The following is a 15,339-nucleotide window of genomic DNA, read 5'->3' on the forward strand; positions in this document are numbered from 1 at the left end:
ATAAAAAAAGATTTGGAACGTTTCCAAGTCTTTTTTTGTAAAACAGTTAATATTAGAAATAAGAAGTCAGATGCTAGATTCAAGACTTCAGACTAAAATCTGAAATCTGATGTCTGAAATCTGATATCTTTCAAACAAATCAATTATAAAATGAACAACGGTATTATCATATTAGATTTCGGATCTCAGTACAACCAGCTTATCGGAAGAAGAATCCGTGAAATGGGAGTATATTCGGAAATCTTACCTTACAATACACCATTACAAGAAATTCTTGAACGCCAGCCTAAAGGAATTATCCTTTCTGGAGGGCCAAGTTCTGTAAATGCAGAAAATGCTCACCTGGTTGAGAAAGCATTATACGAACAGGGAATTCCTGTACTGGGTATTTGCTACGGAATGCAGCTTACGGCACATGTTTTAGGAGGAAAAGTAAATAAAGGAGAAAAAGGGGAGTACGGAAAGGCTCACCTTGATATTATTAAAGAAAATGCTCTATTAGAAGGGGTAAGTCAGAATTCTGTGGTTTGGATGAGCCACTTTGATGAAGTAGGTGATCTGCCGGCAGGTTTTGAATTAAATGCAAAATCGGGAGTTATCGCTGCTATTTCAAATTCTGAAAGAAAAATCTATTGCGTTCAGTTCCATCCAGAGGTTTCCCATACAGAAGAAGGTGGTAAAATGCTTGAAAACTTTGTTTTCTCGATCTGTAATGCTGAGAAAAATTGGAAGCTTACCAATTATATTGAAAGAACAGTTGCTGATATCAAAGAAAAAGTAGGAGATAATAAAGTAATCCTTGGGCTTTCAGGAGGTGTTGACTCTTCTGTTGCTGCAGTTTTGATTCATAAGGCAATTGGCGATCAGCTGACTTGTATCTTTGTGGATACTGGTCTTTTGAGAAAAAATGAAGATGTAAAAGTAATGGAGAATTATGGAGAGCACTTCCATATGAACATTAAATTGGTTGATGCTTCAGAAAGATTTTTATCAAAATTGGCTGGAGTAGATGATCCTGAACAAAAAAGAAAGATCATCGGAAACGAATTTATCCATGTTTTTGATGAAGAATCTCATAAAATTGAAGGAGCTAAGTTTTTAGCACAAGGAACAATTTATCCTGATGTAATCGAAAGTCAGTCTGTAAACGGACCATCAGCAGTGATCAAATCTCACCACAATGTAGGAGGGCTTCCTGAGGAAATGGAATTTGAGCTTTTAGAGCCTCTTAGAGAGCTTTTCAAAGACGAAGTAAGGAAAGTAGGGGAAGAGTTGGGGATTCCTCATCATTTGGTATACAGACACCCTTTCCCGGGTCCTGGTTTAGGGATCAGAATTTTAGGAGCTGTAGATGCAGAAAAAGTAAGAATTCTTCAGGAAGCTGATGATATCTTTATTGAAGAATTATACAAAAATGATCTTTACGAAAAAGTTTCTCAGGCTTTTGTAGTATTGCTTCCGGTTAAGTCTGTTGGAGTAATGGGAGACGAAAGAACCTATGAATACACTGCGGTAGTTCGCTCTGCCAATACAATCGACTTTATGACGGCAACCTGGAGCAGACTTCCTTATGAATTTTTAGATACTGTTTCCAGCAGGATCATTAATGAAGTAAGAGGAATTAACAGGGTAGCTTATGATATTTCAAGCAAACCACCTGCAACTATTGAGTGGGAATAATCTTACTTATAAACATAAAAATGCAGAATCCTACTTTTTTAGTAGGATTTTGTATTTTATGATTAAGCTCATGATTTATTTTATTTTTAGGCCGTACATTTGTATAAGAATTACATGATTTATATTCTAATAGATATAATAATTTTTTTTTCATCATTTGTGTTTTTGAACCTCCCTTATGGGAGGTTTTTTTTATTTCTGAGGAGATATTCTTTCTTTATTTACCTGTAATGTGTTAAGAGTTGTTTAATATTTTCTATGTATTGTGATTTATCTTAAATTTGAAAAATAGTAAATCATTGACCACTTTATCTCATTTAATATGCTTTTAAAAAAAATTTTCCCACTGATTCTGACAGGAAGCCTTATTCCAAATTTTAGTAATGCACAACATGTCTATCCTCCTCAAATCCAGAAATGGAATGCCGATGAATTGGGTAATCAACGGGCAGTATTGCGGTGGAATGAATCTTCAAAGCAGGCGAAGGCCGTCATTCCCTGGCGAAATATAAATGTAAAAGCTGATCAGAAGGTCATAATTATAGACAGCCTTACTCAAAAACAGTATGAGCCGGATGCGTACCTGAGTATGAATGAAGAAGAAGGTTCATTTGTTTTTAATCCGGTTTCAGGAAAGGGAATTTACTATGTCTATTTTCTTCCCTATAAGTTGGATGAAAGAACGAATTATCCCAAAGCGACTTACCTTAAGAGGACCAATACAGCGACTGCTAAAGATGTTGGAGCCGTACCATTGGCCAGTGTGATAAGAATAGAGTCGGTGGATAAGTTCAACTCCAATGATCCGATGGAAGTAATTGCGACTAAAAAAGAGATTGCAGAATACATGAAAAAACATGAAGGTCAGTCTTATTTTGTATTCCCGGAAACTAGAGAAACCCCTGTTAAAATGAATATAATCCCTCAACGTTGGGTGGATGATAAAAAGGACTCATCTGTTCTTCATGGAAATACTGAAAGAGGCCTATTTTATGCTTTTCAGATCGGGGTTTTACCAGTAAAAATTAATCTTGAAAAAGTAAAAATAACAGCTTCTTCATTAAAAAGTACTTCAGGGGCGACAATAGATTCCCGATATTTTAATTGTATCAATACAAACGGTACAGATTATAAAGGAGAAAAGCTGGAGTTAAACGCAAATGTAAAAAAAGATGATTTACAGGCTTTTTGGTGTGGCTTTGATATCCCTGAAAATACTTCTCCCGGAATCTATGAAGGGACAATTACCATTCATCCAGAAAATGCTGCTGTACAAACAGTGAAAATTGTATTAAACATAAGTGGGGAAAAACCTGTTAATAAAGGTTTTGATGAACCCTGGAAAATGACCAGGTTGCCATGGCTTAATTCTACCTTGGCGCAGGCTAATACCGTAATCAAACCCTATACACCATTACAGCTCAAAGGACAGGAAATTTCCTTACTGGGAAGGAAGGTACAATTAGATGCTTCAGGATTTCCTAAGCAGATTCAGACTTTTTTTACTACGGAAATGACATCAATAGGAGAAAAGGCCAATTCAATACTAAGTGAACCTATACATTTTGTAGTAAAGGGACCCGGGGCAAAACCTGAGAACTTCAAAAATTCAGGAATTAAGTTTATAGGAAAAGAAGAAGGTAAAATATCCTGGATAAGCACAAATACTTCAGGGAACTTACAAATGAAGGTAGAAGGTTCCATAGAATTTGACGGATTTATGGAATACAGTGTGAAGATTACTGCATTAAAAGATATGCAGATTGATGATATTGCCTTGCAGATTCCTTTTGAGAAAGATAAAGCAACCTATATGATGGGATTAGGACAGAAAGGAGGTTACAGACCGGATCATTTTAACTGGAAATGGGATGTTGCCAAAAAAAACCAGGATGGAGCATGGTTGGGCAACGTAAATGCCGGAATACAATTTTCTTTAAGAGACCAGAATTATTCACGTCCGCTTAATACCAATTTTTACCTTCAAAAACCATTGATTCTGCCATCTTCATGGGGTAATGAAAATAAAGGAGGGATCACGATAAAAGAAGCCGGAGGAAAAATTGTTGTCAATAATTTTAGTGGGGCCCGCAGCATGAAAAAAGGAGATGAACTATATTATAACTTTCATCTGTTGATTACTCCGTTCCATCCGATCAATACAGAGGAACAATGGAATAACCGTTTTTATCATGCTTATAAGCCGGTTGATACGATAAAAGCCAGTGGAGCTAATGTAATCAACATTCATCACGGAAATGAGATCAATCCTTATATCAATTATCCGTTTGTAGCGACGAAAGAGATGAAGGACTACATTATGAAAGCGCACGAGAAAGGTTTAAAGGTGAAAATTTACAATACGATCAGGGAGGTTTCTAACCGGATGTATGAGCTATACCCCGTGAAAAGTTTGGGTCAGGAAGTTTTTTCCGCAGGAAAGGGTGGAGGCTATTCATGGCTGCAGGAGCATCTTCATGATCACTATATCGCAGCCTGGTATGTGCCGGAATTTAAAGATGCTGCAATTATTAATAGTGGGATGAACCGTTGGCATAATTATTATGTGGAAGGGATGAATTGGCTGGTCAATAATTTAGGGATTGACGGAATTTATCTCGACGATGTAGCATTTGACAGGGTAACCATGAAGAGGATTAAAAGAGTAATGACCCAGAATGGACATCCCGGTATCATTGATCTGCATTCTGCAAATCAGTATAATGATAAGGATGGTTTTAATAACAGTGCCAATCTTTATCTTGAGCATTTTCCTTATATCAACCGTTTATGGTTTGGGGAATATTTTGATTATAACAACAATAATCCTGAATTTTTATTAACTGAGGTGAGTGGTATTCCTTTCGGGCTAATGGGAGAAATGCTTCAGGATGATGGCAATCCCTGGCGGGGAATGCTTTATGGCATGACAAGTCGTCTGGGATGGTCGGCAAAAAGTAATCCAACTCATCTGTGGAAAGCCTGGGATGATTTCGGAATTAAAGGCTCAAAGATGATTGGCTATTGGGTTCCTGACAATCCTGTGAAAACAGATAATCCAGCAGTACTGGCTACAATTTATAAACAGGAAAAAAAGATCATGGTTTCCCTTGCAAGCTGGGCTCCTCAGGATATTCGAGTGAAGCTGAAAATAGATTGGAAAGGTTTAGGCATAGACCCGAAGAATGTGAAAATAAGTACTCCTGCAATTAAAGATTTTCAGGAAGCAAAGACATTTAATATCAATGATGAAATTAGTGTGGAGAAAAACAAAGGATGTTTAATAATTATTCAATAGATTAAAGAACTCGCCCCGGATATAAGGAAATCTGGCACATAATCTGATTTATTTTACTTAAATTTAATAAAATTTATATAAAATGCAAGTAGATACAAGGACCTTAAGTGTACAGGATTATGATGAACTGGTAGAAACAATGAGGCGTGCCTACCCTCAGATGTCAGAATATGTATGGTCTAAAAAAAGCATCGAAAAATTAACGAAAATATTCCCAAAGGGACAGATCTGTATTACAGTAGATGGCAAATTAGCTGCTGTGGCGCTTTCCATCATCGTAAATTATGATGAATTCGGAGACGATCATACTTATAGTGATATTACCGGAAATTATACTTTCAATACCCATTCGTCAACAGGAAATGTACTGTATGGGATCGAAGTTTTTGTAGATCCGGAATACCGTGAACTGAGATTGGGAAGAAGACTGTATGATGCAAGAAAAGAATTATGCGAACAATTGAATCTGAAATCAATTGTGTTGGGGGGAAGAATTCCGAATTACCACAAATACAGTGACGAATTATCGACGAGAGATTATATACGGAAAGTGAGGGATAAGGAAATTTATGATCCTGTTTTATCTTTTCAGCTTTCCAATAACTTTTTACCCATCCGTGTTTTAAAAAAATATCTTCCGGAAGATGAGTCTTCAAAGGAAAATGCAGTTTTGCTGCAATGGAATAATATCTATTACAGTAAAAAGCCAAACACGATGCAGGATAGTATTATCCGGCTTGGCCTTGTACAATGGCAAATGAGGCACTTTAAGAATATTGATGCCTTTTATGAGCAGGTGGAGTTTTTTGTTAATGTAATGGGAGATTATAAATCTGATTTCGTTTTGTTTCCGGAACTATTCAATACTCCTTTGCTGGCACCATTTAACAAACTATCGGAAAGAGATAGCATGATTGAGTTGGCAAAACTAACTGACCAGATCAAAGAGAGAATCTCGGAACTGGCTATCAGTTATAATGTGAATATTATTTCAGGAAGCATGCCGGTTTTTGATCCTGAAAATAATGACCTTTATAACGTCAGCTACCTGTTGCACCGTGACGGACGCATTGATGAATACAGGAAAATTCATATTACGCCTAATGAAAGAAAATACTACGGAATGAAAGGTGGGAATGAAATTAAAGTATTCGATACCGATTGCGGAAAAATAGGTCTTGTAATTTGCTATGATGTGGAGTTTCCGGAACTGCCTAGAATTCTGGCAGACCAGGGAATGAAGGTCCTTTTTGTCCCTTACCTTACAGATACTCAAAATGCTTATATGAGGGTTCGCCATTGTGCTGCAGCAAGAGCCATCGAAAATGAATGTTATGTTGCCATAGCTGGCTGTGTAGGGAACTTACCGGGAGTGAATAATATGGATATTCAATTCGGCCAGGCAGCTGTATTTACCCCTTCTGATTTTGCTTTCCCATCTAATGCCGTAAAAGGGGAAGCAACCCCTAATACGGAGATGACCTTGATTGTGGATGTAGATCTAAATCTTTTAAAAGACCTTCACTATAATGGTTCTGTTCAGATTCTCAAAGACAGGAGAAATGATCTCTATGAAACTTATCTTAAATAGTTAACAAATAAAAACAGAATGCAAAAGCATTCTGTTTTTTTATAAATAATTTTTGTTACCCCTATCTTATTGAAGTTGTGGACAAACTACAGCCGGGCAAATCAATTTTGGACATCTAGGTCTTCCGTCTGTAGGACAACATTGATTTGAGCATCCTACGATAATTCCAGCTCCTGAAACAGTTCTTAATTCTTCTCTTGATAATTTTTTGATCGGTAAATTTTTCATTTTGTAATATTTTACGGGTTAGTAATAATTTTTGTACCCTATAAAGATAAAAAAATCCTGCAAATAACAATAAAGATGGATTTTTTTTCTTCTATAGTTCTTTGGATATTGTATTAGGAATGGTTTTTGGAGTAATTTGCACTTATTATTCACAATTATGTTTGATAAGCAACAGAGAAAACTGAAAAGATCTGCCAGGCTGATTTCCGTATTAAGCAAATATGGTTTTAAAGATATGCTGGCCCGGATGAATGGGAATAAGCAGGAAGAGGAGGATTCTGAACGTTCTGATGAAATTATTTCAAAAGGAACTGTTTACGAAAGGATCAGATTGGTTTTGGAAGAATTGGGGCCAACATTCGTGAAACTGGGACAAACATTTAGCAACAGGGAAGATTTACTTCCCCCGGAACTGATTCAGGAGTTACAGAAACTACAGGATAAGGTGGATACTGTAGAAATGAATGTAACTGAAATCCTGGAAAATGAATTCAATATTTCAGTGAAGGATCATTTTCTTGAAATTCAGTCCCAACCCTTAGCAACCGCATCAATTGCACAGGTGTATAAGGCTAATTTAGCAGATGGGACCAGTGTAATCCTAAAGATAAAAAAAGCCGATGTGCAGACCGTTATTGAAGATGATTTGCTTTTGATCAAAGACCTGGAAAGGCTTGTTTCTTCTTATTCTGAAATTGGAGAGAAACTGAACTTAAAACAGGCTATATCCACATTTGAGAAATCGTTGCTTGAGGAAGTTTCTCTGATCAATGAAAAAGATAATATTTTACAGTTTACACGAAACTTTAAAAATAATAAGGAGACCTACGTTCCAAAAGTTTATGAGGAATTTTCCAATAATAACATTCTCTGTATGGAATTTATTGATGGAATAAAGGTCACTGATAAAGCAGGACTTTTAGCCCATAATATTGATCCTGTAAAGGTTTCTGAAGCGGGATTAAGGTTGTTTGTATCTCAGATCCTCGACTATGGTTTCTTTCACGCAGATCCGCATGCCGGAAATATCCTGGTAAAGAAGGATGGAAAAGTTGTTTTTATTGACTTTGGAGCAGTAGGGCAGATTCAGCCTAATGATAAAGAAATCCTTGAGGATCTTATTGTAAGTTTTGTAGCGAAAAACTCACACAAAATAGTGAGGTATCTGAAGAAGATGGCTGTCAGTTATGAAATTCCGGACGAAAGAAGATTTGAAAATGATGTAAATGATATTCTGAATTTTGTTCATAGTTCTTCTTTGCAGGATATCAATGTTCAGACGGTAATCAATAAAATGAAAGACATTTTGAAAGATAACCGCCTTCATATGCCGGACTATTTTTATCTGTTGTTTAAAGGAATCAGCCTTATAGAGGGAGTAGGAAGGAATATTAATCCGGATCTGGACATTGTTAAAAGTCTTAATCCTTATACCAAAAAGATATTTGCCAAAAAAATAAGTCCGAAAAATATACTTAAAACCGGAATGGATAAAATGATGAATTTCACGGATAATGTAGACGAAATTCCCAGAGAACTCCGTTCTGTTTTACAAAAGCTGGATGAAAATAAGTTTAGCATTTCCAGTGAAATTAAAAATATCGACAAAACGAATCAGATCATCAAATCCAGTGCGGTTAATATGATTTTAGCGCTCATATTGGGAGCAAACATGATTGCAACGGCAATTGTTTTTGTGTCAGAGGCTCCTCCAAGGATCGGAGAAATGTCACTGATAGCGGTATTGGGGTTTATCTTTTCAGTGATATTGGTTTTGATTCTGTTACTGAGGATAACCAGAAAGTAATTTTTTTAGAAGAAATATTCATTTAAAATAAAAAATAACCATATGAAACTAATGATTTTAGCTGTTCTGACATTTGGAGGTTCTGTCCTGTCAGCTCAAAATAAAGAAGAAAAAGGAATTCTGGGTGATTACGATGGAAATGGAACAAAGGAGTATGCTTATTTTAAGATAAATGACTGCACTGAAGAATGTGATGGAGCGTGCGAAACGGTAATTTATTTTAGTGACAAAAAAATAAAGTCTTTTACCGTTTCAAAAGCAAATGGTGTTGAACTGTACAACCTCGGAGACCTTAATGGGGACGGAAAAGATGATATCGGGGCTTATACGCTTTGGTGTACAAGCTGCTGGGCTCCGTTTTATGTATATACCAACAGCAAAACCGATTGGAAGCCTTTAGTGAAACCTATTTCAACCCATTGCTCGCAATGGGAAGCCGATAAATTTCCGATCAAAAAAGATCCTCGAAAGAAAGGGCATGTAATTATTACGTCAAGCCAATGGAAAGATGATGATATCAAGATAGTGAGTCAAAGCGTTAAAGTAAATTAAAACCTGCTATTCATCAACCATTCAACTATCATTTTACATTGTACATTTTAATACCTATCTTTGCAAAATGGAAAAACTCACTTTTGCAGATTTTGGCCTGCCGGTAAAAATTCTTGATGTTTTAGCAGATTTGGAACTGTTTGAACCTACTCCTATTCAGGAAAAGAGTATCAGCCCGATACTTTCGGGTAGGGATGTAATGGGAATTGCCCAAACCGGAACAGGAAAAACTTTAGCATATCTTTTACCGGTTCTTAAGACCTGGAAGTATAACAAAAGTGGAAATCCAACGGTATTGGTATTGGTTCCTACCAGGGAGCTGGTGGTACAGGTAACTGAAATTCTTGAAAAGTTGACCTCCAATATTACCGCAAGAGTTATCGGAATTTACGGAGGAAAAAATATCAATACACAGAAGCTTTTATTTGATAACGGATGTGATATTTTGGTAGGAACTCCGGGAAGGGTAATGGATCTGGCAATTGATAACGCAATTTCTCTTAAAGAAGTTCAGAAGCTGATCATTGATGAGTTTGATGAAATGCTTAATTTAGGTTTCAGACCACAACTGACTCATATTTTTGAAATGATGAAAGAGAAAAGACAGAATATCCTTTTCTCTGCTACAATGACGGAAGCCGTAGATGAAATGCTGGATGAATATTTTGCACATCCTATAGAAATTTCATTGGCAAAGTCCGGAACTCCTCTGGAAAAGATAGAACAGACAGGATATAAAGTTGAAAATTTCAATACGAAGATCAATCTACTGGAGCATTTACTAAAAAGTGACGCTGAAATGTCTAAAGTTCTGATCTTTACCAATAATAAGAAGAACTCCGATTTGTTATTTACAAAGATTGAGGAACTTTTCCCCGGACAATTTGATGTTATTCACTCCAATAAATCTCAGAATTACAGGTTGAAAGCGATGAAACGCTTTGAAAATGAAGAAATCAGAGGCCTTATCACTACAGACGTTATGGCAAGGGGACTTGATATCTCAGATATTACCCATGTCATCAACTTTGAAACTCCTGAAGTTCCTGAACAGTATATCCATAGAATTGGTAGAACAGGTAGAGCAGATAAAAACGGTAAAGCTGTTACTTTTGTTACAAAAAAAGAAGAACCGTTGGTACTGGATATCGAGCTTTTGATGGATAAAGAGCTGAAATTTATAGATTTCCCTGAAGAAGTAAAAATCAACCCTAAGAAGATTGCATCAGAAGAAGACCAGATTATAATGAAGAATCCGGCACAGGTGAAGCTTTACGAAGGAGGTGGAGCTTTCCATGAGAAAAAAGATAAGAATAAAAAGGAAAACTGGGGTGGACCTTCTAAAAGAAAAGCACCAAAGAAATTTGGGGCTAACAGGGCACAGCAGAAAGCAATTTCGAAATCAAAAAGAAAGAAATAATAAACAAAAAGCTTCATCGGTTAAGATGAAGCTTTTTGTTTGCGGATGTGGAGAAGGTATCTTCTGTTAACAACTGCTATTTCATATAAGGTCTTATCACATCTGCCCAGATCTTATTTCCTTCCGGAGTTAAATGAAGCATATCTTCAAGGAAAATATCTCTTCTTACATTTCCATTCGCATCTTCCATTGCCTTAGTGATATCAATATATTCAGCATTTTTTTCCTTTTTCATAAAGGCGGCAATCTGTTTGTTGGTTTCTCTCATTTGTGGCCAGAGAATTTCCCGGCTTGGCGAAAATTTAATTGAAATGTAATCGACTTCTATGTTAGGAAACCTTTGACGAATCTTTTTATAGAAAGTCTTAAAACGCTTGACAACCACATCTGCTTTTAAATCGTGATTATCTGCAAAATCATTATCCCCGCAATAAATGATGATTTGTTTGGGTTGATAAGGAGCGAGAAGATCATCAGCATAGGCATTCAGGTCTGTTAATCTTGAACCACCAAATCCTCTGTTGATGATTACCTTACCAGGAAAATAACTCGCCATGTCTGTCCATCTCGTAAAAGATGAGCTGCCGATTAAAAGAATAGCATCTTTGGGTGGTGGAGTTTCCTTATCTAATTTTTTGAAATTTTGAATGTCCTGCCAGAACATCGGTTTTTTTTCCTGTGAAAAGAAAATGGCAAATGACAGCAATAAGAATGCTGATAAAATCTTCTTCATTTTTTTAATAATTTTTAGTTATTGAAAACCCGTCTCAAAAAAAACTCCCGAACTTTTCGGGAGTGTGGTTTTATCTTTTATAGGTAATGTAGGCGATATCTACAACCTGGTCTCCATTAATATCTATATTGCCAAAAAGCTGTTGGAGCTTAAGTTCCGTACTATTTAAAATTGCAACTCTGTATTTTAGTTCCCCACTATTTCCATATGTTATGGTAAGGTCTTTAGAGTCTGTATCATATTTAAAGGTTCCTTCACTTAATCCATTCTGCTGACAATCTGCACCAACTCCGGCATAAGAAGTATATGAAGTAAAATAATCGGTTCTGAACACGGTAGTATTTTTGGTACTACATCCGCTGGGAGTATCAGAGGCAAGTACAGTTTTATTGTCTTTTCCGGAGATAATTTCTGTTTTACTTGTCTTCCATTCTCCTTTCATCATATCCAGTTCATAAGCCTGCATGTTGTCATCTTCACACGAAGTAAGCGCTAGCGCTGAAAAGGCAAATAAAAGTAGTTGTTTTTTCATTTTCACAAATTTAAGAATATGCTAAAATATAAATAAATTTGAAATATAGATAATGAAATTAAGGTTTTTTAAACGAATGTTTACAAATAAAATAATTTTATATTAAAAGTTGGAAGTCAGAAACGATTAGAATTTATATATTTTAAAATGAAGGAATTGATCATTCAAATAACTTCTATTATCTGACTTCCAGCCTCAAATCTGTTTAGTAACTCATTTCTACGATCTTATAAGCATCCTGAGGAGTTAACTTTTTGTATTCTCCCAGACCTAGCCAGTTCCTGTCTGTAAAAGCTTTTTCCACTCTTTCAGCAGTTCCTTTAAATTCTTGGGTATATTCAGAGAGTTTAGTCTGGATATTTAAGCTGTGGAAAAATTCTTCCAGCTTTTTAATACCAGCTTCTGCTTTTTGCTCAATACTTCCTTCTTTAATTCCCCAAACTCGTTCAGCATATTGTGCCAGTTTTCCTTTTTTGGAATCAAAATTATACCGGTAATGGGAAGGGGCAATAATGGCTAAAGTTCTCGCGTGATCAATGCCATAATAAGCTGTTAATTCATGACCCATAGCATGAACAGCCCAGTCTGTGATCACTCCTTTCTGGATCAGACCATTCAGGGCCATTGTACAGCACCACATAAAGTTTCCGGCAGCATCATAATCAAAATTGTCGGCCATTACTTTTGGAGCCGTTTCCTGAAGACTGATCAAAATACTTTCTGCAATTCTTTCCTGCAGGTCTGCAGAAGATGGAGCCGTCATATATTGTTCAAGAACGTGAGTGTATGCATCAGTAATTCCATTAACGATTTGTCTTTTAGGGATCGATCGTACAACCTCCGGATCTAAAACTGAAAATTGCGGGAAAAGACCGGGACCTCCTGTGGATAATTTTTCGTTAGTTTCTCTTCTTGAAATAACATATCCTGAGTTCATTTCGGAACCTGTTGCAGGAAGAGTCAGAATACTTCCGAAAGGCATCCCTTCTCCTTCAAAGGTTCTCACCGGTTTGGTGAGGATTTCCCAAGGCTCACCATGGTAGTTAGCTGCCGCGGAAAGAAATTTCGTTCCGTCAATAACTGAACCGCCACCTACTGCCAGGAGAAAAGTAATTCCTTTCTCTTTGATCACCTGCAGTGCATTGATAAGTACCTCGTATTCCGGATTAGCTGGAACACCCCCGAATTCATGCACTTCATAATCTTTTAAAGCTTCTTTTACCTGATCATAAACGCCGTTACTTTTAATGCTTCCACCTCCGTAAATCATTAATATTTTGGCATCAGCAGGAATTTCTTTTGAAATTTTAGCGATTTCACCTTTTCCAAAAAGTATTTTGGTTGGATTTTTAAATTCGAAATTGAGCATTAGTGTAAATTTATTTTACCCAAATTTACGGAATGCAAAGTGAAAACTGAGTTAATGGAGTTTTAAAATTATTATGATTCTGTTTTATGAAAACTATTAGTGTATGGGAATTGTATCATTTTCCTTTCAGGTACGCTTTGGCAGTTTCTATAAACTTTTCTTTATCTTTTTTTATTCTTTTCAGCATCTCTACTTTATCAGGAGGTGTTGATAAATATTTATCACCCCAAAGATTGATCTCTACGATGATAGGGACGAGATCAATTCCTTTCTCAGTGAGAGAATAAATGACTTTTAATTTATTTTCAGGATGATCTTTTTTATCAATAATACTGTTTTCCAGTAAATGTTGTAACCTCGAGGCTAATATATTGGTGGCTATTTTTTCCTCTGCTTTCAAAAAAGCTCCGTAAGTACATTCTTTATGAAGCATAAGGTCACGGATGATAAGCAGAGACCATTTATCTCCCCATATTTCAAGGGAAGAGCTGATAGGGCAGTCGGATCTTTTTTTACTCATAATTTTAATTGAAAAAAACACTTGCAAAATGAAAGTTTTTATTTAATTTTACTTTTATTTTGCAAGCAAATTTAATTATAAATAAATTAATAAATCAATGGAAAATTATGACGTTGCTGTAATAGGCTCTGGCCCTGGTGGATATGTAGCTGCAATCAGAAGTGCACAACTGGGTTATAAAACTGTAATCATAGAAAAATATACAACATTGGGAGGTACATGTACAAACGTTGGCTGTATTCCTACAAAAGCATTACTGGATAGTACCCATCACTACGCAGAAGCACAGCACGGGTTTGGGAGCCATGGAATTATGCTCAATGAAATTAATCTTGATTTTAGCCAGATGTATAAAAGGAAATCGGAGGTCGTAACTAAAAATACTTCCGGACTTGAATTTTTAATGAATAAAAATAAAATCACCCATATTCAGGGAATGGCCCGATTTATTAATGATTCCACTATACAGATCAGCGGAAAGGAAGGTGAACAAACTGTTGTGGCTAAACATTACATCATTGCAACAGGTTCCAAGCCTTCAACTATTTCCGGGATTGAAATTGATAAGAAAAGAATAATCACTTCTACCGAAGCTCTTTCTCTTCAGGAAAAGCCTAAAACGATGATAATCATCGGTGGTGGGGTAATCGGTGTTGAAATGGCCTCTATTTTTAGCAGAATTGGGACTAAAGTTACCATTCTTGAATACGCGGATCATCTTATTTCCACAATGGATCACGGGTTGGGCAGGAGCCTTCAAAAGATTCTTAAAAAAGAAGGAATTGAAATACATCTTAACCAGTCTGTTTATAAAGCGGAAAATCTTGGAGCTTCGGCAAAAGTTTTTTTTCGTGATCAAGGCGGAAAAGAAAATGAGCTGGAAGGAGATTATGTATTGATGGCGGTGGGAAGAAGACCTTATACAGAAGGGTTAGGACTTGAAAATACAAGGGTGCAGGTTAATAACCGTGGTTTTATTGAAGTAGATGAAAAATGCCGCACAGCAGTTTCTACTATTTATGCAATAGGTGATGTTATCGGTGGTGCAATGTTGGCCCACAAAGCGGAGGAAGAAGGAGTTCTTGTTGCAGAAACAATCAATGGCCAGAATCGCCATATCCATTATGACCGTATTCCTTCAGTGGTGTATACCTGGCCGGAAGTGGCATCTGTTGGATTTACAGAAGAATATCTTAAAAAAAATCAGATCGAATACAGGTCAGGATCGTTTCCTTTCTCGGCCAGTGCCAGGGCCAGAGCATCAATGGATACGGAAGGTTTTGCAAAAGTACTGGTAGATCCTAAATATGGTGAGATCTTAGGAGTTCACATTATTGGAGCAAGGGCTGCGGATTTAATTGCCCAGGGTGTTATAGCCCAGGAATATGAAGTGACAGCAGAGGACATGTTCCGTATTTCCTATGCACATCCTACCTATTCTGAAACTTTAAAAGAGGCTTACCTGATTGCTTCAGGACAAGGAGCAATTAATATATAAAGTAATCATGCTAAAATTTTAACCATTAAGATCTGTGAAGGGCATAAGAATAATTAAGATTCATCTTAGATGAAAAAAAGCATCTTGCAAAAAAATAGCTTTAGCTATTCC

At 36.4% G+C, this 15,339-nt stretch carries 12 protein-coding genes; 7 read left to right on the forward strand and 5 right to left on the reverse strand.

All coding sequences use genetic code 11. From position 1 onward, the window contains the following. The first annotated feature begins 150 nt into the window (after nucleotides 1–150). From guaA to G9C87_RS02505, 3 genes are all read left to right on the forward strand, one after another. On the forward strand, nucleotides 151–1,680 hold the full coding sequence (guaA, locus tag G9C87_RS02495) for a glutamine-hydrolyzing GMP synthase (protein WP_172277779.1): 1,530 nt from the start codon (nucleotides 151–153) through the stop codon (nucleotides 1,678–1,680). 322 nt (nucleotides 1,681–2,002) lie between these two features. Further along, entirely contained in the window at nucleotides 2,003–4,978 is a 2,976-nt protein-coding gene (locus G9C87_RS02500) for a glycoside hydrolase domain-containing protein (RefSeq protein ID WP_172277781.1), read from the forward strand. Nucleotides 4,979–5,060: 82 nt separating this feature from the next. Continuing rightward, entirely contained in the window at nucleotides 5,061–6,569 is a 1,509-nt protein-coding gene (locus tag G9C87_RS02505) for a bifunctional GNAT family N-acetyltransferase/carbon-nitrogen hydrolase family protein (RefSeq protein WP_172277783.1), read from the forward strand. Between the two features lie 66 nt (nucleotides 6,570–6,635). Here the strand turns inward: G9C87_RS02505 and G9C87_RS02510 are convergent, their stop codons facing one another. After that, complete coding sequence (locus tag G9C87_RS02510; RefSeq protein WP_172277785.1) at nucleotides 6,636–6,797, reverse strand: bacteriocin-like protein; 162 nt, start codon at nucleotides 6,795–6,797, stop codon at nucleotides 6,636–6,638. A 157-nt stretch (nucleotides 6,798–6,954) separates the two neighbouring features. Here G9C87_RS02510 and G9C87_RS02515 point away from each other — a divergent pair, with 157 nt between their 5' ends. From G9C87_RS02515 to G9C87_RS02525, 3 genes are all read left to right on the forward strand, one after another. Continuing rightward, complete coding sequence (locus tag G9C87_RS02515) at nucleotides 6,955–8,604, forward strand: ABC1 kinase family protein (RefSeq protein WP_172277787.1); 1,650 nt, start codon at nucleotides 6,955–6,957, stop codon at nucleotides 8,602–8,604. A 42-nt stretch (nucleotides 8,605–8,646) separates the two neighbouring features. Continuing rightward, nucleotides 8,647–9,156: a hypothetical protein gene (locus tag G9C87_RS02520; RefSeq protein ID WP_172277789.1), complete on the forward strand. Its 510-nt coding sequence runs from the start codon at nucleotides 8,647–8,649 to the stop codon at nucleotides 9,154–9,156. Nucleotides 9,157–9,223: 67 nt separating this feature from the next. Beyond that, nucleotides 9,224–10,576, forward strand: a complete 1,353-nt coding sequence (locus G9C87_RS02525; protein ID WP_172277790.1) for a DEAD/DEAH box helicase — start codon at nucleotides 9,224–9,226, stop codon at nucleotides 10,574–10,576. Nucleotides 10,577–10,652: 76 nt separating this feature from the next. On the opposite strand, the gene G9C87_RS02530 is transcribed toward G9C87_RS02525, so the two are convergent. The 4 genes from G9C87_RS02530 to G9C87_RS02545 form a co-directional block, all read right to left on the reverse strand. After that, nucleotides 10,653–11,309 (reverse strand): GDSL-type esterase/lipase family protein, encoded by a 657-nt coding sequence (locus tag G9C87_RS02530; protein WP_172277792.1) that lies wholly within the window; start codon nucleotides 11,307–11,309, stop codon nucleotides 10,653–10,655. A gap of 70 nt (nucleotides 11,310–11,379) precedes the next feature. Next, complete coding sequence (locus G9C87_RS02535) at nucleotides 11,380–11,841, reverse strand: lipocalin family protein (RefSeq protein WP_172277794.1); 462 nt, start codon at nucleotides 11,839–11,841, stop codon at nucleotides 11,380–11,382. Nucleotides 11,842–12,046: 205 nt separating this feature from the next. Continuing rightward, nucleotides 12,047–13,210, reverse strand: coding sequence for an iron-containing alcohol dehydrogenase (locus G9C87_RS02540; RefSeq protein WP_172277796.1), 1,164 nt, complete (start codon nucleotides 13,208–13,210; stop codon nucleotides 12,047–12,049). 115 nt (nucleotides 13,211–13,325) lie between these two features. Then, entirely contained in the window at nucleotides 13,326–13,730 is a 405-nt protein-coding gene (locus tag G9C87_RS02545; RefSeq protein ID WP_172277798.1) for a winged helix-turn-helix transcriptional regulator, read from the reverse strand. Nucleotides 13,731–13,827: 97 nt separating this feature from the next. Here G9C87_RS02545 and lpdA point away from each other — a divergent pair, with 97 nt between their 5' ends. Then, entirely contained in the window at nucleotides 13,828–15,228 is a 1,401-nt protein-coding gene (lpdA, locus tag G9C87_RS02550) for a dihydrolipoyl dehydrogenase (protein WP_172277800.1), read from the forward strand. Nucleotides 15,229–15,339: the final 111 nt, after the last annotated feature.

Origin of the sequence: Chryseobacterium sp. LAM-KRS1, from assembly GCF_013184525.1 — a bacterium.
Lineage (GTDB): Bacteria > Bacteroidota > Bacteroidia > Flavobacteriales > Weeksellaceae > Chryseobacterium > Chryseobacterium proteolyticum.